This window comes from Alcaligenes sp., assembly GCF_050255915.1.
In the GTDB taxonomy this organism is placed as follows: Bacteria; Pseudomonadota; Gammaproteobacteria; order Burkholderiales; family Burkholderiaceae_B; genus Alcaligenes; species Alcaligenes aquatilis.
The window spans coordinates 87,601-108,144 of the sequence record NZ_JBFWIQ010000014.1 but is presented as its reverse complement, the minus strand read 5'-3'; the positions used below and the strand labels follow the sequence as shown (position 1 = coordinate 108,144).

General features: G+C 55.6%; 14 protein-coding genes and 1 pseudogene. 11 read left to right on the top strand and 4 right to left on the bottom strand.

Annotated features, from left to right (window positions below; translation table 11 throughout):
- Positions 1-124: 124 nt before the first annotated feature.
- Positions 125-1,204, bottom strand: a pseudogene (locus AB7E06_RS16300) (PLP-dependent aminotransferase family protein); the annotation flags it as partial.
- Positions 1,205-1,329: 125 nt separating this feature from the next.
- Between AB7E06_RS16300 and serC the strand changes: the two are divergent.
- Positions 1,330-2,412, top strand: a complete 1,083-nt coding sequence (serC, locus tag AB7E06_RS16295; protein ID WP_427957621.1) for a 3-phosphoserine/phosphohydroxythreonine transaminase — start codon at positions 1,330-1,332, stop codon at positions 2,410-2,412.
- Positions 2,413-2,484: 72 nt separating this feature from the next.
- Positions 2,485-3,774, top strand: a complete 1,290-nt coding sequence (gene glyA, locus AB7E06_RS16290) for a serine hydroxymethyltransferase (RefSeq protein WP_108727841.1) — start codon at positions 2,485-2,487, stop codon at positions 3,772-3,774.
- Positions 3,775-3,915: 141 nt separating this feature from the next.
- On the opposite strand, the gene queC is transcribed toward glyA, so the two are convergent.
- The 3 genes from queC to AB7E06_RS16275 form a co-directional block, all read right to left on the bottom strand.
- The gene (gene queC / locus AB7E06_RS16285; protein WP_094197460.1) at positions 3,916-4,647 is read right to left on the bottom strand and encodes a 7-cyano-7-deazaguanine synthase QueC; all 732 of its coding nucleotides are present in this window, start codon (positions 4,645-4,647) and stop codon (positions 3,916-3,918) included.
- Positions 4,644-5,318 carry a 7-cyano-7-deazaguanine/7-aminomethyl-7-deazaguanine transporter gene (locus AB7E06_RS16280; protein WP_094197459.1) on the bottom strand — a complete coding sequence of 225 codons (675 nt, stop codon included), beginning with the start codon at positions 5,316-5,318 and terminating at the stop codon, positions 4,644-4,646. The genes queC and AB7E06_RS16280 overlap by 4 nt, the downstream gene beginning before the upstream one ends.
- Positions 5,319-5,561: 243 nt before the next feature.
- Positions 5,562-6,227, bottom strand: coding sequence for a TetR/AcrR family transcriptional regulator (locus tag AB7E06_RS16275; protein ID WP_094197458.1), 666 nt, complete (start codon positions 6,225-6,227; stop codon positions 5,562-5,564).
- Positions 6,228-6,667: 440 nt separating this feature from the next.
- Between AB7E06_RS16275 and AB7E06_RS16270 the strand changes: the two genes are divergently transcribed.
- The 9 genes from AB7E06_RS16270 to AB7E06_RS16230 all read left to right on the top strand — a co-directional run bounded on the left by AB7E06_RS16270 (position 6,668) and on the right by AB7E06_RS16230 (position 20,536).
- On the top strand, positions 6,668-8,422 hold the full coding sequence (locus AB7E06_RS16270; RefSeq protein ID WP_094197457.1) for a PHA/PHB synthase family protein: 1,755 nt from the start codon (positions 6,668-6,670) through the stop codon (positions 8,420-8,422).
- A gap of 137 nt (positions 8,423-8,559) precedes the next feature.
- Positions 8,560-10,065: an efflux transporter outer membrane subunit gene (locus tag AB7E06_RS16265; RefSeq protein WP_094197456.1), complete on the top strand. Its 1,506-nt coding sequence runs from the start codon at positions 8,560-8,562 to the stop codon at positions 10,063-10,065.
- Positions 10,062-11,141, top strand: coding sequence for an HlyD family secretion protein (locus tag AB7E06_RS16260; protein WP_230017596.1), 1,080 nt, complete (start codon positions 10,062-10,064; stop codon positions 11,139-11,141). The genes AB7E06_RS16265 and AB7E06_RS16260 overlap by 4 nt, the downstream gene beginning before the upstream one ends.
- A gap of 3 nt (positions 11,142-11,144) precedes the next feature.
- Positions 11,145-13,880 (top strand): ribosome-associated ATPase/putative transporter RbbA, encoded by a 2,736-nt coding sequence (gene rbbA, locus AB7E06_RS16255; RefSeq protein ID WP_264671970.1) that lies wholly within the window; start codon positions 11,145-11,147, stop codon positions 13,878-13,880.
- A 1-nt stretch (position 13,881) separates the two neighbouring features.
- The gene (locus AB7E06_RS16250) at positions 13,882-15,006 is read left to right on the top strand and encodes an ABC transporter permease (RefSeq protein ID WP_094197453.1); all 1,125 of its coding nucleotides are present in this window, start codon (positions 13,882-13,884) and stop codon (positions 15,004-15,006) included.
- 54 nt (positions 15,007-15,060) lie between these two features.
- Positions 15,061-15,501 (top strand): phasin family protein, encoded by a 441-nt coding sequence (locus AB7E06_RS16245; protein WP_395029437.1) that lies wholly within the window; start codon positions 15,061-15,063, stop codon positions 15,499-15,501.
- A 5-nt stretch (positions 15,502-15,506) separates the two neighbouring features.
- Positions 15,507-16,253, top strand: a complete 747-nt coding sequence (gene phbB, locus AB7E06_RS16240) for an acetoacetyl-CoA reductase (RefSeq protein ID WP_094197451.1) — start codon at positions 15,507-15,509, stop codon at positions 16,251-16,253.
- 70 nt (positions 16,254-16,323) lie between these two features.
- Complete coding sequence (locus AB7E06_RS16235; RefSeq protein WP_108727836.1) at positions 16,324-17,508, top strand: acetyl-CoA C-acetyltransferase; 1,185 nt, start codon at positions 16,324-16,326, stop codon at positions 17,506-17,508.
- A 28-nt stretch (positions 17,509-17,536) separates the two neighbouring features.
- Positions 17,537-20,536, top strand: a complete 3,000-nt coding sequence (locus AB7E06_RS16230) for a DUF3141 domain-containing protein (protein ID WP_427957615.1) — start codon at positions 17,537-17,539, stop codon at positions 20,534-20,536.
- The last annotated feature ends 8 nt before the right edge of the window (positions 20,537-20,544 follow it).

Genomic DNA, 20,544 nt, shown 5'->3' with positions numbered 1-20,544 from the left:
CGGCGGCATCAATTTCCTGACTGTCTGTTCTTTGAATTCTGCGCTGTAGCTGGGCACTTCTTCACTCCGATCGCTCCCTCAAATATTAACGAAAAACGAGCGGACATCTATTGTGACTGAGGGGGAGTTCGGGCGGCAGCGCTATATAGCCCATGCGCAGGCCCGGATACAGGGTTTTGCTGAAGGTGCCTAAGTAAATCGTGCGCTGGTATTTATCCAGACCCTGCACGCATGCGGTGGGCAGCCCGTCGTAATGAAACTCGCTGTCGTAGTCGTCTTCCATAATCCAGCGGCCATTTTCTGCCGCCCAGTGGATGAGTTCCAGACGGCGTTCCAGTGACATGGTGGCCCCGGTGGGGTACTGGTGCGAGGGTGTCACATAAATACAGTTCGCGCCGCTTCGGTCCTCATTGAGCAAATCGGTGCGCAGCCCTTGTCTGTCCACGCCAATGGGCACCACACGGGCCTCGGCCGCTTCAAATGCTTTACGGGCACCGAAGTAGCCGGGGTTTTCAACCAGAATGGGCTTGCCGGCATCGACCAGTAATTGCGCACACAGAAATAAGGCTTGGCGTGTGCTGCTCAGAATCAGAATCTGGTCGGCCGAGACTTTGGCGCCACGCTCCAGATTCAGGTACACAGCAATGGCTTTGCGCAGGGACTCGGTGCCTTGCGGGTCACCGTGCAGCAGGATGTTGGCCCGATAGTCTTTCATGGCCTGACGTTGCAGGCGCTCCCAGACATCGGTGGGGAAGTTGCGGGTTTCCGGCAAGCCGGTGGCAAAGGCTTTGATAGTTTGTTGATCAGCAATGCCGCCGCTTTCAAACACGGCGCGACCGCGACGGCTTAAACCGGTGCCCGGTTCCATCACACTGCGTTTCAGATCTTGAGCTTTGATACGACGGTAGGCGCTGCCACGCAGCTCGGTGCCTACTGATTCGGAAACATAGCTGCCCGAGCCTTCACGACGCACGATAAAGCCGTCGCGATGGAGCTGAACATAGGCGTTTTCAACGGTATCGCGGGCCATGCTCAGGGACTTGGCCAGGGAGCGTGTAGCAGGCAGCTTGACCCCGGGGCCCAGCGCGCCATCCAGAATCAATGCCCGCAAGGCACGCTGGATGCGCTGATGGAGATCCAGGGATTGAAGTTCGTCATCGTTAAGACGCATCTTCAAGGTATCCAGTTCAAACGAACGCGTCATGCGGTCTGCTCCAGGGAATATTAATGGTCTGACTAGTCAGACCATTGTGCTCGTAGACTTGATTGTCATTGCCGAAATAGGGGGGCCTGTTTCGGCGTTCAGGTTTGTACAGGATCTCAACAAGTATGTCCCGACCCTTTAATTTCAGCGCAGGGCCCAGCGCCTTGCCGATGGATGTTCTATTGCAAGTACGAGATGAGCTGCTTGATTTTGCCGGCACAGGGGTCTCTGTGATGGAAATCAGTCATCGTTCCCAGCCTTTCATGGATTTTGCCCATCGTACTGACACCGCTGTACGTCGTGTTCTGGCTGTGCCATCGGACTATCACGTCTTGCTCCTGCAAGGGGGGTCGTATCTGCAGTTCTCTCAAATCCCGATGAACTTGTTTCATCAAAAAAAAACAGCAGACTATATACATACAGGGTTATGGTCGGAACAAGCCGCCAATGCTGCTAGGCAATATGGGGAAGTAAGAATCATAGCGAGTTCTTATGAAACTGGATTTGATCGTATTCCGGAAATTAATGAATCTAATATTAATCTGGATGCAGCGTACTTGCATTACACAGAGAATGAAACCGCACAGGGCTTGCAATTTTCAAAACCACCTGTTTCATCTATTCCATTGGTATGCGATGCTTGCTCCAGCTTGATGTCAAAACCGCTTGACGTCTCGGCTCACGATTTGATTTACGCTTCGGCCCAGAAAAATATGGGCATCGCTGGTGTGACAATGGTATTGCTCAATCCTGCTATTTTAGACAAGCCTTTAGCGAGTACGCCACAGGTGTTGGATTTTTCCATTCAGGCAAAAAAGCAATCCTTGCTCAATACCCCTTCTACATTTTCCTGGTATGTCTTGGGTTTGACTCTGGAGTGGATTGAGCGAGTAGGTGGAATAGACGTGTTGTATGAAATAAATAAGAAAAAAGCACAACATCTCTATGACGTCATTGATAAAAGCAATGGTTTTTATACCAATGGCGTTTGGTCTGACGATCGATCCATCAATAATGTGCCATTTCATATTGCTGAAACTAATTTGGAAGATTTGTTTGTGAAAGAAGCCCAGAAAAATGGTTTTCACGGTTTGAAGGGCCATCAATCGACAGGAGGCTTGCGCGCCAGCATCTACAACGCCGTCACCTTGGACGCGGTACAGGCGCTGGGAGCGTTCATGCGTGAGTTCGAGCGCACGCACGGTTAGGGCGTGGGCCTGCTTTGCAAAGTGGCCAGGCAAGTGGCCGCAACGTGGATAGAATTTTTTTAAGGAAAAGCGATGTACGACAACACTCTCAGCCTGTCCGATTTTGACAAGGAATTGGCCCAGGCCATCCAAGGCGAAGAAAGCCGCCAGGAAGATCACGTAGAACTGATTGCTTCGGAGAACTATGCCAGTCCCCTGGTTATGCAGGTTCAGAACTCCGTGTTTACCAACAAATATGCCGAGGGCTACCCGGACAAGCGTTACTACGCCGGTTGCGAGTTTGTGGACGTGGCTGAACGTCTGGCAATCGAGCGCCTGAAAGCCGTCTTCGATTGTGACTACGCCAACGTACAGCCTCATGCCGGAGCGCAAGCCAATACCGCTGTGTTCCTGGCCTTGCTCAAACCAGGCGATACGGTCATGGGAATGAACCTGGCCCAAGGCGGGCACCTGACACACGGCAACCCGATCAATATTTCCGGCCGTCTTTACAATATTGTTCCTTACGGAGTTGATATCCAAACCGGGCTGATCGATTACGACGAAATGGAGCGCATTGCTATCGAGACCAAGCCCAAAATGCTGATTGGTGGCTTTTCCGCGTATTCGCGTGTGAAGGACTGGGCCCGCATGCGCCAGATCGCCGACAAGGTGGGTGCCTGGTTCTGGGTGGATATGGCCCACGTGGCGGGTCTGGTGGCGGCAGGTGAGTACCCCAGCCCTCTGCCATACGCGCATGTGGTGACCAGTACGACCCATAAAACCCTGCGTGGCCCACGTGGTGGTGTGATCATGGCTAAAGGGCAGAGCGAGGATTTGTACAAACGCCTGAACTCGGCTGTGTTTCCTGGCGTGCAAGGGGGCCCCTTGATGCACTTGATTGCAGCCAAAGCGGTCGCGTTCAAAGAAGCTCTGCAGCCCGAGTTCCGGACTTATCAGCAAAATGTGGTGCGTAATGCCCGCGCCATGGCAGCGGTACTGATGCAGCGCGGCCATAATATCGTGTCAGGCGGTACGGATAATCACATGATGCTGATTAACTTGTCGGCCAAACCTTACACCGGTCAAGAGGCCAGCGATGCCTTGGCAGATGCCTACATTACAGTGAACAAGAACTCGGTGCCCAATGATCCGCGTTCGCCCATGGTGACCTCAGGTATCCGGATCGGAACCCCCGCTGTGACCACGCGCGGCTTTACCGTGGCCGATTGCGAGCAGTTGGCACACTACTTGTGCGATGTGCTCGATGCCTATGAGGCAGGCACGCTGGATACGATCAAGCACGAGATCCGTGAAAAAATCGTGACCTTGTGTCGAAGCTATCCGGTGTATCAAGTGCAGACAGAACCGGCGCAGTTGTAATTCAATGAAAAAGCCCAGTCATTAGCATGACTGGGCTTATCTTTAGGCATGTTGCTTGGGACATGAAGCGGCTTTACTCACCACCTTTTATGTTGAGGCTTGAGGTATAGGTGGTAGTGGCCATTCAGTCATCCGTTTAGCTCATGAGCGCCTTGCGGTTCTGTCTTGTCTCCGCCAGTCGGCATACCCTTTGGCCCGCAGTTCACAAGCCGGGCATTGCCCGCAGCCATATCCCCAGTCATGCAGCGTTTCCCGATTGTTCTGGTAGCAGGTGTGGCTGTCTTCCCGAATCAGTTGTACCAAAGCATCCGAGCCAAGCTGGTGGGCCAATTCCCAGGTGTCGGCCTTGTCCAGCCACATCAATGGTGTTTCCACGGTCAGTGGGCGCTCGATTCCCAGGCTCAATGCCACTTGCAGCGCTTTCAATGTGTTGTCGCGGCAATCCGGGTAGCCCGAATAATCGGTTTCCGACATGCCGCCTACCAGCGTATCCAGGCCCCGGCGGTAGGCCAGGGCACCAGCCAGAGTAAAGAACAGTAGATTGCGACCGGGCACAAAGGTATTGGGCAGACCGTCTTCCTGCATGGCGATCGTCATGGATTCGGTCATGGCGCTGCCACCTATCTGAGCCAGAACATGGGCATCGAGCACATGGTCTTGCCCCAGGCGCTCTGCCCAATGCGGGAACCGTTGGCACAGTTTGTCTTTTAGTGTCTGACGGCACTGCAATTCCGCATGGTTGCGCTGGCCGTAGTCAAAGCCCACGGTTTCCACAAAGGCAAAGCGGTCCAGAGCCCAGGCCAGGCAGGTAGCCGAATCCTGTCCGCCTGAAAACAAAACCAGGGCCCGGCGGTGTGGAGTGTGCGGCTTCATGCTTTGGCCTGCGCGATGCTTAGGGCGCGGCGCTTCATGGTGCTGATCAGGGAATTGAGCAGCACGCCATACATAGGTACAAACAGCAGCAGGCTGACGCCCAGCTTGATGACGTAATCGACGATGGCAATCTCGCCCCAGTGTTCGGCCATGAAAGGATTGCTGCTATGCCAGAAGGCGATACCGAAAAAGGCCAGCGTATCCAGTGCCTGCCCGAAGACCGAAGCAGCGGCTGGAGCAAGCCACCACTGTTTGTAGTCGCGACGGATGCGGTCAAAGACCTGTACATCCAGCAATTGCCCTAAGACGTAGGCGGCAAAGCTGGCCAAGGCAATACGAAACACAAAGCTGTTGAATTCGCCCAGTGCCTGCAGGCCATTGAATTGGCCTTCATGAAAGAGCACGGAGACGACATAAGAGGCGATGAGGGCCGGAAACATGGCGCGGGTAATCACACGGCGTGCTTCGGACTTGCCCATCAAACGGACGGTCAGGTCGGTAGCCAGAAAAACAAAGGGAAAGCTGAAGGCTCCCCACGTGCTATGGAAGCCGAACAAATCAATGGGAAGTTGAACCAGATAATTGCTGGCAATCACAATAAAAATGTGAAAGGCAATGAGAAGTCGCAAGTAGAACGACAGCCGTGAAGACGGCACGGTAGGCAGAGTCATGTCTGGACCTTTTTGGTGGATGGGGTGAGGGAACCCATTGGAAATGGACTGCAATCGACAATTGTACGAGTAGTTGCGGTTCAAGGGAATAATTGGTGGCCACAAGTGTAGCGCGCAGCTCGGCTGCGCTTATACGTCAGGCTTGATGAGGCTTATGGCCTACAACATAAGAGGCCTTGCATGCCAATCAAGCCTGCTTGCCAATGCCATTGAGCTTGATTGCCTGATTTCAAGGGGGCGTGCTCAGGCAGACACGGGTTGCAGGCGCTCTATTAATAAGCGTTTGTGCAGGAGGCGGACTTCTTCAAAGGGTACAGGCGAGTGTTGCGGGCCTAAAACCAGCAAAACCATTAACCACATCAGGGAAGGGGAGGCCGCCTGGAGGTAGTCTGAGGAGCTGACATCGGGGCGGATAAGCCCTCGTTGGATACCCAACTGAAAAAAAGCCTGGTTGGCCGTGTAGTTCTGGTCCAAGAGTTGTTGGCCCCAATACTGGGCCAGATCGGGGACACGACCGCTTTCGGTCATTAGCAGCCTGAACATGGCTTGCACGTCCGGATTGGACAGGCGCTCATAGAGTTGATTGAGATACTCATCCACGAGACAGGACAGGGTGGCTGCCTCGCAGGTATCGGAAAGTTCAAAGGTGTTGCCTTCGGGGGGCAGCAGCGTGCTGCGGAGCATGTCCTCGAATACGTCATCTTTGCTGTTGTAGTGCGCGTAAATGCCGGACTTGGAGATTCCAGCGCGGGCGGCAATGCGCTCGAGCGAGGTTCCCAAAAAACCCCGGTGAGAAAATTCGTCAAAAGCTGCTTTCAGGATTTCGCGTTTGCGCTCGGCCGAGGGCAGGTAACGTCGCTTGTTTGTGCTTTCGTTTTTATGAAGTTTATTTTGGTGTGTGTCTGTCATGTCATCCTGTGTGGATGGGCAAGATATGGGGCCTGCAGTATATCAGGCTGCTTTTCTCAGACCGCTGGCAAGCTACGTTCCATGAGACGTGACGTTTTGCTTGTTTTGTCACATAGTTGCAGAAATAATAGTTCTGCTCTGTGCTTTGGGGGCGCGGGTTTAACTGAAATGCAGCGTTTTGTTTTCTAAAACCTTTTTTAAAAATGTTTTATTTGTTTTTTACTGATTTTCATTTCCTTATTTCATAACAAGCACGGTATAACAACAAATGGGGCTGACGTTGGCGGTTTTTTATCTGTCATGAACTTGATCTAACGCAAAGGTTTTTTATAGCTTCTTGTTAAAAGACCTGTATGCAAAAAGTTTAGATGTAAACTGGTGTATTATTAAAAAGACTAAGCAGTCGTATCTGTTTTTTGTGTACTTTTTGCGGAGTGGCAATGGTTAGCAGGCAGTCCCATGATCAGGCTGAACAGTTAGACGCATCCGCACGAGCCGCCTGGGCTCGTATCTGGAGTTCCATCTCCCCCGAATCACAATTTCTTGCCTGGATGGACTGGATACGTCATCTGGCCCTTAGCCCCGGCAAACAAGAGCAGTTACGGCAGTTGGCCCAAAAACAGTGGGAACAGTTGTTCCGCGAATGGAGCCAAGAGCTGGCTGCATCGGCCCAACAGTCCTTGCAAACTGCTCAACCAGCCCCCACGCCAGCCTACACAGACCGCCGTTTTTCTGATCCTGCCTGGGACCGCTGGCCTTTTAATTTGCTGCGACAAACCTATCAGGCGCAACAGCAATGGTGGCAAAGCGCCACGGAAGGTGTGGCCGGTGTTGAGCCCCATCATCAAAAACTAATTGCCTTTGGTGTCGAGCAATGGTTGAACATGCTCAGCCCCAGCAACTTTGCCTGGACGAACCCGCAGGTGTGGGACAAAACCCTTGCAGAGCATGGAGATAACTTTAGCCGTGGTCTGACAAACTGGCAGCAGGATATGCAAGCCCAGTTCGCCGGTGAGCCTCCTGTAGGTGCGCAAGACTTCGTGGTTGGCAAGGATGTGGCGGCCACTCCGGGCAAGGTTGTATTGCGTAATGAACTGGTTGAACTGATCCAGTACGCGCCAACGACCAAACAGGTTCATCCAGAGCCGGTTCTGATCGTGCCGGCCTGGATCATGAAGTACTACATTCTGGATCTGTCCGAGCACAACTCCCTGATCAAATATCTGGTGGATCAAGGTCATACCGTGTTTTGCTTATCCTGGAAAAACCCCGTTGCCCAAGATCATGCGTTCGGGATGGACGACTACATTCGCCTGGGCTGGAAGGCTAGCCTGGATGCGGTCAACGCCATTGTTCCCGGCCAGAAAATCCACGCGACCGGCTATTGCCTGGGCGGCACCTTGCTGGCCATTGCGGCCGCTGCCATGGCACGCGATGGTGATGACAGGCTTGCCTCCCTGACTTTTTTTGCCGCCCAAACCGACTTTTCCGAGCCTGGCGATTTGTCCCTGTTTATTGACGAGAGCCAGGTCAGCCTGCTGGAAGCCCAGATGGCTGATGAAGGGTACTTACGCGCCAATCAGATGGAAGTTGCTTTTCAAATGCTGCGTTCCGCTGATCTACTGTGGGCGCCCATGGTGAGTAAGTATTTATTGGGTGAACGTCTCCCCTTGAGTGACTTGATGGCCTGGAATGCAGATGCCACGCGTATGCCAGCCACCATGCACTCGCAGTATTTGCGCCGCATGTATTTAAATAATGATTTAAGTCAAAACCGTTATCCGGTTCAAGGCCGTATTGTTTCATTGTCGCAAGTTAATTTGCCTATTTTTTGCGTCGGTACGGTTTCCGATCACGTAGCACCCTGGCGCTCTGTTTATAAACTGCATTATCTGGTCCCTTCTGAGATCACCTTTGTCTTGACCACAGGCGGGCATAACGCCGGAATTGTCAGCGAACCGGGTCATCCGCGTCGCAAATATCAGATTCATACCCGCGCAGCAGGTACCGCGCCCATTTTGGTGGACGATTGGCAGGCCCAAGCCGCCTCCCATCAGGGCTCCTGGTGGCTCGCCTGGGCTGAATGGCTGAAAACCCGTTCGGGTGCGAATGTGAAGCCACCGCAAATGGGGGCAGCTAAACAGGGTTATCCACCTGTCGGTCCGGCACCCGGTCAATACGTATTAGTGAAGTAAGCAGTCAGCTCATACACGCTCTCTTTCGAGCTGAGCTTTTCGCGCTGTTTTATGTCGGCGATGGGGACAAAACCTATCGCTGACGTGCTGTTTTGCCTGGACGGCAGTTTTCTTTTTCTCATTAGGCATGTTTTCCCATGGCCCCACAGATCTCTGATTTGAGTATCAAGTATCGAAGTGCTGCGCGTCGCCCTCATTTCGCGCTGGCTGCCTTGCTGCTGACCTTAGCGGGTTGTTCCTCGATGGCACCCGATTACCAGCAGCCCGCCGCCCCCGTTCCGCAAGCCTATTCGGACTTGTCTGCAGAGCAGGCAAATGCGGCGCGAGCGCGTGACCTGGGCTGGCGCCAATACTTTACAGATCCGATTCTGAGCAAGCTCATTGAGACGGCACTGAACCATAACCGTGATATGCGCGTGGCTGTGCTACGGGTAGATGAGGCTCGCGCCATGCTGAATTTGCAGCGCAGCGAACGCTTTCCTGAATTTACCGTGGGTGGTCAGACTGCGCGTTCGCGTGTGCCAGGCGATATGAACCCGAGCGGCCAGGCCGTGACGGGCGGCGATTACCGCGCCCAGGTTGGTTTGACCAGTTGGGAGCTGGATTTGTGGGGGCGTGTACGTAGTCTGGAAGATGCCGCCTTGCAGGGCTGGCTGGCTACCGAGGCAGGCCGACAAGCCGCGCATGTGGCTTTGGTCTCGCAAGTGGCCATTAACTATATTGTGGTGCGCGAGCTCGATGAGCGCGTGCAGATCGCTCGTAAAAGTGTGGAGACGCGTCAGGAGTCCTACCGTATTTTCTCCCGCCGTTATGAGGTAGGAGCAACGTCCAAGCTGGATGTGACTCAGGTCCAAACCTTGCTGACGCAAGCCCAGTCCATGCTGGCCCAACTGGAGCAGCAACGTGCTGTGCAATTGCATGCCTTGCAACAACTACTGGGTGCTGATCCGGGAGTGCCTCTAACGGGGACGCCTTTAAATGACACGCTCATGTTGGCCGAGCTGGCTCCCGGTTTGCCTTCTGACCTGATGATCTGGCGGCCCGACATTATTGCGGCTGAACATAAGTTGCGGGCAGCCAACGCCAATATTGGTGCAGCCCGCGCTGCTTTTTTCCCGCGCATTGCCTTGACCGGCAATTTCGGCACAGCCAGCGCTGAGCTCGATGGCTTGTTTGAATCCGGCAGCAAAGCCTGGATGTTCGCTCCCACGATTTCCCTGCCTATCTTTGATGGTGGCCGTCGCAGCGCCAATCTGGACGTCTCTTACGTGCGTCGTGATATGCGTATCGCCGAGTACGAGAAAGCGATTCAAACCGCTTTCCGTGAAGTGTCGGATGCTTTGTCGACGCGTCGTTGGTTAAGTCAGCAACTGGAAGTGCAACTGGTGGCCCGTAGCGCTCAGACCGAGCGCGCCCGTCTGGCACAGATGCGTTACGACAACGGTTCAGCCGCCTATCTGGAAGTGCTGGATGCACAGCGCGACCTGCTGGATGTGGAGCAGCAAGTGGTGCAAACGCGCCGTGCGCTCCTGGCCAGCCAGATTGCCATGTATAGCGCCTTGGGCGGTGGGCTGGACCCTGCCGAGCCCCTGACCAACACCCATAACTCCTCTCCATCGAATCCATCCTCGAGCCAGCTATGAGCAAACCATCTTCGTTGAAAAAAAATCTTGTTCCCGTCCTAATCGTTGCCGGGGTGTTGGGCCTGGGCTGGTGGGCATGGCAGAAAATGTCCGATACGGGCCCTGGAGAAGGTTTTGTCAGTGGTAATGGCCGTATCGAAGCGACCGAGATTGATATCTCTACCAAGTTTGCCGGACGTATCCAGAGTATTGCTGCCCATGAGGGCGACTTTGTGAAGGAAGGCCAAGTGCTGGCCATCATGCAGCAAGACAGTTTGGAAGCGGCTCGTGACGAAGCGGTGGCTGGTTTGCGTCAGGCCGAAAACAATGTGGCGGCCTCTCAGGCGCAAGTTGCTTTGCGTGAAAGCGATGCCATCGCCGCCAAAGCCCTGATTGGTCAACGTGAGTCGGAGCTGGATGCGGCCCAGCGCCGTCTGGCCCGTTCCACGACCTTGGCCAAAGAAGGGGCTGCCTCCGCGCAGGAGCTGGATGATGACCGTGCGCGTGTGCGTGGTGCTCAGGCGGCGGTTGCCGCCACCAAGGCCCAGGCCAATGCAGCGCAAGCCGCCATTAACGCCGCTAAAGCTCAGTTGATTGGTGCGCAGTCGGCGGTGGAAGCTGCCACTGCGGCTGTTGCCCGTATTGAAGCCGACTTGCGTGACAGCAAGCTGGTCAGCCCCCGAGATGGACGAGTGCAAATTCGCGTTGCTCAACCCGGTGAAGTATTGGGTGCCGGTGGCCGTGTGTTGAACGTGCTGGACCTGTCTGATGTGTACATGACTTTCTTCTTGCCCAGCGAAGTGGCCGGCAGGGTGGCTCTGGGTACAGAGGTCCGTCTCGTGCTCGATGCCATCCCTGATATTCCGGTTCCCGCTACCGTGTCCTTTGTGGCCAGTTCGGCCCAATTCACCCCAAAAAGTGTAGAAACAGCCTCGGAGCGTCAAAAATTGATGTTCCGCGTCAAGGCTCAGATTGCCCCCGAGTTGCTGAAAAAGCACCTGGAGCAAGTTAAAACCGGCTTGCCTGGTGTGGCCTGGGTGAAGCTGGATCCTAATGCCAACTGGCCTGAGTCGCTGACTTCTACCTTGACGGAGTAAACCATGCTCAAGCAGCAAGCGGCGACTGTTGCTCGCGTTGTTGGGCTCAGCCAGCGTTATGGTGACACGCTCGCACTGGATCGGTTAAGCCTGGATGTTCCTGCTGCTTGCATGGTCGGACTGATTGGCCCTGACGGTGTGGGCAAGTCCAGCTTGCTGTCCCTGCTGGCCGGTGCCCGCGTGATTCAGGAAGGCCATATTGAGGTGCTGGGGGGTGATATGGCGGAAAAAAGTCATCGCGACCAGATTTGCCCGCGCATTGCCTACATGCCTCAAGGTCTGGGCAAGAATTTGTATCCCACTTTGTCAGTGGAAGAAAACCTGCAGTTCTTTGGCCGTTTGTTTGGGCACGATGCGGCCGAGCGGCGCCGTCGTATTGACGATTTGACGCGCAGTACCGGACTACATCCTTTTCTTACCCGGCCTGCAGGCAAGCTTTCGGGCGGTATGAAGCAAAAGCTGGGTCTGTGCTGCGCCTTGATTCACGACCCGGATTTCCTGCTGCTGGACGAGCCTACCACTGGTGTGGACCCGCTGGCCCGCAAGCAGTTCTGGGATTTGATCGAGCGTATTCGCATCGAGCGCCCCAGCATGAGCGTGATTGTGGCCACGGCCTATATGGACGAGGCCCAGCGGTTTGACTGGCTGGTCGCCATGGATGATGGCCAGATTCTGGCAACGGGTTCACCCAAAGAGTTGCTGGAACGCACGGAAAGCCAAAGCCTGGAACAGGCTTTTATCCGCCTCTTGCCCGAGGACAAGCGCCAAGGACACAAAGCAGTAGAAATCCCGCCGCTGGATGTGGACGCAGACGATATTGCCATTGAAGCCGAGGGGCTGACGATTCGGTTTGGCGACTTTACCGCCGTGGACAATGTGTCTTTTCGGATTCGACGCGGCGAGATTTTTGGCTTTCTGGGATCGAATGGTTGCGGCAAGTCCACCACCATGAAGATGCTGACCGGCTTGCTGCCTGCATCCGAAGGTCAGGCCTGGCTGTTCGGCCACGAGGTGAACCCCAAGGACATTGATACCCGTCGTCGTGTGGGTTACATGTCGCAGGCTTTCTCTCTGTACAGCGAGCTGACGGTTCGACAAAACCTGGTGCTGCACGCCCAGTTGTTCCACGTTCCCGAGGATGAGGTGGATGGCCGTGTGGCCGAAATGGTGGAGCGCTTCGAGCTGGGGCAGATTCTGGACCGCCTGCCCGATGCAATTCCTTTGGGTATGCGCCAGCGTTTGTCTTTGGCCGTGGCCATGGTGCACAAGCCGGAACTGCTGATTCTGGATGAACCGACCTCTGGGGTGGACCCGGTCGCGCGCGACAATTTCTGGCGTTTGTTGATTGAGCTGTCGCGTCGCGACAAGGTCACGATTTTTATCTCGACTCACTTCATGAACGAGGCCGAGCGGTGTGACCGCATGTCCATGATGCACGCCGGTAAGGTGCTCGATAGTGACACCCCTGCCAATCTGGTGAAAAAACGGGACGCAGCGAGTCTGGAGGAAGCGTTTATCGGCTATTTGTTGGAGGCCAGTGGACCGGAAGCTGACGTAGAGCCAGCTACCGAGCAAGTCACCGTAGCCCAGGAACATAGCGACAAGCGCGATCACTTCAGTCTGCAACGTCTGTTGAGCTATACCTGGCGTGAAGCCCTGGAACTGCGTCGTGACCCGGTGCGTGCCACCTTGGCCTTGGCGGGTTCTTTGATTTTGTTGTTTGTGATGGGTTTTGGTATTACGCTGGATGTAGAGGATTTGCGCTATGCCGTCTTGGACCGTGACCAAACCAGTATCAGCCAGAACTATGCCTTGAACCTGTCCGGGTCACGCTACTTTCTGGAGCAGCCCCCGTTAACGGACTATCAGGATCTGGATGACCGCATGCGGCGTGGCAAGATTGCGCTGGCCATTGAAATCCCGCCCGGTTTTGGGCGTGATGTTTTACGTGGCAGCAAGCCTGAAATTGCCGCCTGGGTAGATGGTTCCATGCCTACCCGGGCCGAGACCATCCAGGGGTATGTGAAAGCCATGCACCAGCAATGGCTGGTGACACAAGCCAAGGAACGCCTGGGGGCAGGGGCCTTGGTGGTTCCCGCCAGTATTCAGGACCGTTATCGCTACAACCCGGACGTCAAGAGCTTGCCCGCCATGGTGCCGGCCGTGATCCCGGTGCTCTTGCTGATGTTGCCCGCCATGCTGACCGCGCTGTCTGTGGTGCGCGAAAAGGAGCTGGGTTCCATCATCAATCTGTACGTCACGCCGGTGACGCGAGTGGAGTTCTTGCTGGGCAAGCAGATTCCCTATATCGGCCTGGCGATGGTCAATTTTTTGTGCATGTGTCTGTTGGCGATCACGGTGTTCGATGTGCCTATCAAGGGCAGCTTTTTGACTTTGAGCGTGGCCACCTTGATGTTTTGCGTGATTTCAACCGGCATGGGCCTGGTCGCATCCACCGTCACCAAGAGTCAGATCGCTGCCATGTTCTTTGCCATGATCGGCACCATGCTGCCCGCCGTGCAGATATCGGGTTTACTCAATCCCGTGTCCTCCATGGAAGGGATCAGTCGCTGGGCAGGCGAAATTTACCCGGCGACACATATGTTCAACATCAGCCGTGGGGTATTTAACAAGGCCCTGACGTTCTCGGACTTGCAGGGCGCCTTGCTGGCCCTGGCGCTGGCGATTCCGGTGGTCCTGGGTGCGGCGGTCATGCTGCTGAAAAAGCAGGAGAAGTGAGATGAGAAAACTCAAGAATGTGCTGTTGCTGGGCCGCAAGGAACTATGGAGTCTGGCCCGCGACCCCATGATGCTGTTGCTCATCGTGTATGTGTTTTCGGTCTCGATTTACACCTCGGCCACGGCCCAGCCCGAAACCTTGAACAATGCGCCTATTGCGATTGTGGATCAGGACCAAAGCCCCTTATCCGCGCGTATTACGTCGGCTTTCTATCCGCCGGAATTTATTCACCCGCGCATGATCGAGTACGACGAAATGGACTCGGGCATGGATACCGGGGCCTTTACCTTTGTGCTGAATATTCCGCCGAATTTTCAGCGTGATGTGCTGGCCGGACGCAGCCCCGAGGTGCAGTTGAACATTGATGCCACCCGCATGAGTCAGGCCTTTACTGGCAATAACTACATCCAGCAGGTGGTCATGGGCGAGGTCAACGAGTTCGTGCGGCGATATCGCAGCGTTGACACCCTGCCGGTGGATCTGGCTTTGCGGGTGCGCTTTAACCCTACCTTGGAAAAAGCCTGGTTCGGCAGTATTGCCGAGGTCATCAACTCGGTCGCCATGCTGTCCATCATTCTGACTGGCGCTGCCCTGATTCGTGAGCGCGAACACGGCACCATTGAACACTTGCTGGTGATGCCCGTCACACCGGGCGAGATCATGGCGTCCAAGGTAACGGCCATGGGGCTGGTGGTGCTGATTGCGACCGCTGCGTCCCTGAACTTCGTGGTGCGTGGCTTGCTGGGCGTACCGATTGAAGGCTCCATCCCTTTGTTCTTGTGCGGCACTGTGCTGTGCTTGTTCGCCATGACCTCCATGGGCATCTATCTGGCCACTTTGTCGCGCAGCATGCCGCAGTTTGGCTTGCTCCTGATGCTGACCTTGCTGCCTATGAACTTGCTCTCGGGCGGACGGACTCCCCGTGAAAGCATGCCTGAAATTGTTCAAAACCTGATGCAACTGGCCCCCACCACGCATTTTGTGTCTCTGGGACAAGCCATTTTGTTTCGTGGCGCCGGCCTTGAAACCGTGTGGCAACCCTTTTTAGCCCTGCTGGTGATCGGAACGGCCTTGTTTGTTCTGTCGCTGCGGCGTTTTCGTAACACCATCTCTCAGATGGCTTGATGGGCTGGGCCCCATTACGGGGCACTTTTTTCCTTTAAGGAGATTTCGATGAGCATGGAAACACTTCCCTTGGATCTGTACAAGGCCAATGTTGAGTTGCAACTGCGTATCACTCGCCTGCTGCAGGAAGGAGGACATCGCTGGCTGGAATCTGTACAGAAGAGCAATTTGCGCAGCATGGAGCAGACCACCGCTGAAATCGAGAGCTTGCTGCAAACCGGCAATTGGCAGTCCTTGGCCGCCTTGCCCGCCGACACCTTCTGGCGTTTGTTCCAGCACGGTGTCAATGACAGCCAGACCATCAATCAGCTTGCGATCGAGAACCAGACTGAATTTACGTCCGGCTTGCAGCAAGCGCTGGAAGCGTGGCAGAAGTCGGTGATGGCGATCGTCAGCGATACCAGCGCGGCGGTGCCTGTGATGGATATTTTCAAGCAGTGGGGCGCACCTTGGGCAACGGCTGCCAGCGCCTCAGACACTAAAAAGGGAGCATAAGCGGTATGTCTACGGTTAAACGCACAGCGTTGGTGACAGGAGGGATGGGTGGTCTGGGCCAAGAGATCGCCCGTGCCCTGCATGATGCGGGCCACCATGTTCTGGTGACTCATTCACGTAGTGAGGCCGATGCCCAGGTCTGGTTAAAAGAGCAGGCCGATGCAGGGTATGTATTTCAGGGCTATCACGTTGACGTGGCCGATTTCGAGTCGTGCCAGCAAATGGCGCAAGCCATTGAGAAGGATGGCCTGCAGGTCGACATCCTGATCAATAACGCCGGTATTACACGCGACGGTACGTTCCGCAAGCTCAGCAAAGACAAGTGGGACGATGTGCTGCGTGTCAATCTGGACTCGGTATTTAACGTGACCAAGCCTTTTATCGACGGCATGCTGGAGCGTGCTTGGGGCCGGGTGATCAATATCTCTTCCATTAACGGTAGCAAGGGGCAGTTCGGTCAAACCAACTACTCGGCCGCCAAGGCAGGGATGCACGGTTTTACCAAAGCGCTGGCTCAGGAAGTGGCGCGTAAGGGCGTCACGGTCAATACCGTCTCTCCCGGTTATCTGGCCACAAAGATGGTCATGGCGGTGCCCGAGGAAGTGCGTAACAGCATTATCGCGGGCATCCCGGTGGGCCGTTTGGGCCAGCCCGAGGAAATAGCCGCTTTGGTGGCTTTTATTGCCAGCGAGGCAGCCGGATTTATGACAGGTAGTAATGTCGCCATGAATGGCGGCCAGCATATGTACTAAGCCCGACCCTGTTCGGCTGCAGCCTGGATGGGCCCGCTTGTCGGGCCTGCGACTTACGAAAGGAATGGATATGCACAAAGATATCGCGATTGTTGCTGCAACTCGCAGCCCCATCGGCCGCTTTCAAGGGGGGCTGTCGACGGTGCCCGCTCATGATTTAAGCGCACAACTGATTCGTGCTGTGCTCCAGAGCACAGGCGTGGCAGCCGAGCAGATTGATGAAGTCATATTGGGCCAGATTCTGACCGCCGGTGCAGGGCAGAATCCGGCCCGTCAGGCAGCGGTCAACGCCGGCCTGCCGTATGAAGTCCCCTCGATGTCTCTGAACAAGCTGTGCGGTTCAGGCTTGAAAGCGGTGAATCTGGCGGCGCAGGCCATCGCCCTGGGTGATGCGGATCTGGTGCTGGCAGGCGGCCAGGAGAGCATGAGCCTGGCCCCATTTGTCGTACACAAGGCGCGTACCGGCTTGGGTCTGGGCCATGCCATGATGGACGATACCTTGCTGCGTGATGGCCTGACCGATGCCTTCCACAATTACCACATGGGCATTACCGCAGAGAATCTGGCCGAGCGTTACGGCATCAGCCGTGAGCAGCAAGATGCGTTTGCCGTGGAATCCCAGCGTAAAGCTGTCGCCGCTATGGAAGCCGGACGCTTCAAGGACGAGATCACCCCGATCGAGGTTCCTCAGCGCAAAGGCGATCCCGTTCGTGTCGAGGCTGACGAGCAACCTCGTGCACAAACCACCTTGGAGTCCCTGGCCAAGTTGCGTCCCGCCTTCAAAAAAGAGGGTACGGTGACGGCAGGCAATGCATCCACTATTAACGATGGTGCTGCCGTGCTGTTGCTGGCCAGCGCAGAAAAAGCCAAGGAATTGGGCCTGCCTGTTCTGGCCTGGATTCGTGGTTGGGCCAGCACTGGCGTGGACCCGGCCATCATGGGCATTGGTCCTGTGTCGGCCAGTCGCAAGGTCTTGAAGAAGGTGGGCTGGGAGCTGGATCAGTTGGACCTGATCGAAGCCAATGAAGCCTTTGCCGCTCAATCGCTGGCGGTGGCCAAAGACTTGCAGTGGGATATGAACAAGGTCAACGTCAATGGCGGTGCCATTGCTTTGGGTCACCCCATTGGTGCCTCCGGCGCGCGTGTGCTGGTGACACTGGTTCATGAAATGCGTCGCCGTGGTGCCCAGAAAGGTCTGGCCACCTTGTGCATTGGCGGTGGTCAAGGCGTAGCGATTGCTATTGAGGCCGCTTGAACAGATAGCTGATTGAAGGGAGAAGATGATGACAGATAAGTCTCGTGATGACAGCACGGCTTGGTCCTCCTGGATGATGAATCCCTGGAACCTGGGTCAGACCGTCTCCTCGTACTTTGTGGATGCCTGGCAGCGCACCATTCTGTATGCCGACATCGAGCGTCAGGTCGGGGATCAGTACCAGACCCAACGCAAGCTTGACGTGCCCAATGTGTTGAACTTCCCGGCTGAACTGGTCATGTCGGGTCTGACTCTTCCCCGACCCGTTAACTATCTGATGGTGCGCATTCTGGCACCGGATGATCAGCCTACCGATCCCAGCAAACGTCCTTTCCTGGTGGTAGACCCCCGGGCCGGGCATGGGCCGGGCATCGGTGGCTTTAAGTCCGACAGTGAAATCGGTGCTGCGCTGCAAGCCGGGCACCCTTGCTATTTCGTCGGTTTTTTACCTGACCCTGTTCCCGGCCAGACGGTCGAGGACGTGATGCGTGCTCATGCCGCCTTTGTCAGCAAAGCGGCTGAACTGCATCCGGAAAGTCAGGGCAAGCCGGTAGTGATCGGCAATTGTCAGGCAGGCTGGCAGGTCATGATGGCTGCTGCTGTCTGGCCGGAGCTGTTTGGCCCGCTGATTCTGGCCGGCGCGCCCCTGTCCTACTGGGCCGGTCGCAACCCCATGCGTTATGCCGGAGGCTTGCTGGGGGGGAGCTGGTTGACCGCCATGACCAGCGATCTGGGCAATGGCCGTTTTGATGGCGCGTGGCTGGTTAAGAACTTCGAGAACCTGGACCCTGCCAATACCTTGTGGACCAAGCAGTACAACGTGTACGCCAAGGCAGACACTGAGGCCGAACGCTATATCGGCTTCGAGAAGTACTGGGGCGGTTATGTATTTCTGAACGATGTGGAAATGCAGTACATCGTGGACAATCTGTTCATCGGCAACAAGCTGTCTACGGCTCAGTTACTGACTTCAGATGGCATCCGTATTGATCTGCGTAATATCCGTTCACCGATTGTGGTGTTCAGCTCCTTTGGCGATAACATCACGCCACCAGCACAGGCCCTGGGTTGGATTACCGACCTGTATCTGGACGACGATGATGTACGCAGTCACGACCAGACCATTGTATTTACGACCCATGATCGTATCGGGCATTTAGGTATTTTTGTGTCGGGCAGTGTAGGCAGCAAAGAGCACCGTAAGTTTGCCAGCACCATTGATCAAATTGATCTACTGCCTGCTGGTATTTATCGGGCCACCGTCGAGGAAACACCTGACGACGACACCTTGCTGAACGACCCGTATCTGATGTCGGTGCGTCAAAGCAATCTGGCTGAAATTGCCGAGATTGTGCAACCTGACCCTGAGTCAGACCGTCGCTTTGCTGCGGCTGCACGCTTGTCGGAAATCAATTTGGCTTTCTACAAGAGCACTTTACAGCCGTGGGTCAAAGCCTTGACCACGCCTTATACCGCTGCACTGCTGGAAACCTTGCATCCCATGCGCCTGTCCTACGAATCCTGGACCAGCACCCATCCTTGGGCCGCTACGATTCATCAATGGGCCGAGAACATTAGCCAGCAGCGTCAGACTGTCGACAAAGACAATCTGTTTCTGGAGGCGCAAGAGAATTTCTCCCAAGCCATGGAACGGATCTTGAATAATTACCGCGACCGTCGCGACAGCATTTATCAGATCTGGTTTGACACGGTGTATGGTTCGCCTTTGCTGATGGCCTTGGCAGGGCATGCGCCGGGTGATTCTGCTCCGGCACGCCCGCATCCTGGCAGCTCGCCTGAGCATCTGGCATTTGTGCGTCAGCAAATGCACAGGCTGGACGGTTTGTTGAACGAGGGCGGTTTGCTGGAAGCGGCACTGCGCGGTTTGTTCCATATTGCCAAACAGCGTCACAGCGTTGATGAGCGTTATCACCATGCCGCCATGCGCTTGCGCGAGCAGTACGATACGGGCCACGTTGATATTGAAAAAATGCGCGCAGCGATTCGCGAGCAAGCCTTGGTGCTGGCGCACCACGGTCATAAGGCCGTAGAAGCGATTCCGCATCTGTTGAGCAAACATAAGCCAGAGGAAATCCGTCTGGTAGCGTCCCTGATCAAGAAACTGATCAGTGCGATTGACGAGCAGGATGCCGCCCCCGAGGCGGTGGTCAAGGCCTCTGAAGAAGTGTTGGGCTTGTTCGAGGCAGCGGCTAAACAACAAGAGCAGGGTGGGAGGTCGAGCAGTGCGGACGACAAACCCGTTGCCGAAACGGCCAGCAAGGTCGCAACGAAAGCCGCTGCTAAAACGACGCCAGCAGTGACCAGGAAGTCGGCTGCTCCTGCGTCCGCCAAGCCAAGGACGGCCCAGCCAGTAAGGAAAACGGCTGCGAAATCGACGGGCACATCGTCAACAGGTACGAGCGCTAAAACAGCTGCAACAGCGCCAGTGAAAGCAGCCGTCAAGCCAGCAACAAAACCGCTTGCCCAAACCACGGCAGGCATTCCGGCTCACGCGGCGGCCAAGCCCGCTGCTGACAAGCCTGTCTCTCGCTCCGTAGGGGAGACCAAAGTCGGTGCCGCTACAAAAGTAAAGAGTAATGCCGTGGCTAAACCTCAGGCCAAATCGGTAGAACCCAGCAAGGAAACGGGTAAAGCAACTAGCGCTGCCGGGACTCCAGTATCGGGCGCTGCAAGTTCGGCGGCTCCGGCGACAAGCAAATCGCCAGCCTCTACGTCTGCAACGACGAGCTCAGTAGCACGGCCTGCGACAGGTTCAGCGACTAAGCCCGCCGCTACGTCGTCTGCTTCTGGGTCTTTGTTTCCTGCGGAACAGACCACAAGCAAGCCTGCTGCCAGCGTGCCTGCCAAGGCCGTCAGTGCAGACGCCAAGTCCGATCCGGTCAGCACGGCAACAAAGCCAGCCGTCAAGTCAGCACCTGCCTTGCCAGCATCCGGGCAAGGCAAGGTGGCGGCCACCAAGCCTGCCAGCACGGGTGCTGCATCCAGGACTCGTCAGCGCAAGTCTTGAGACTGGGT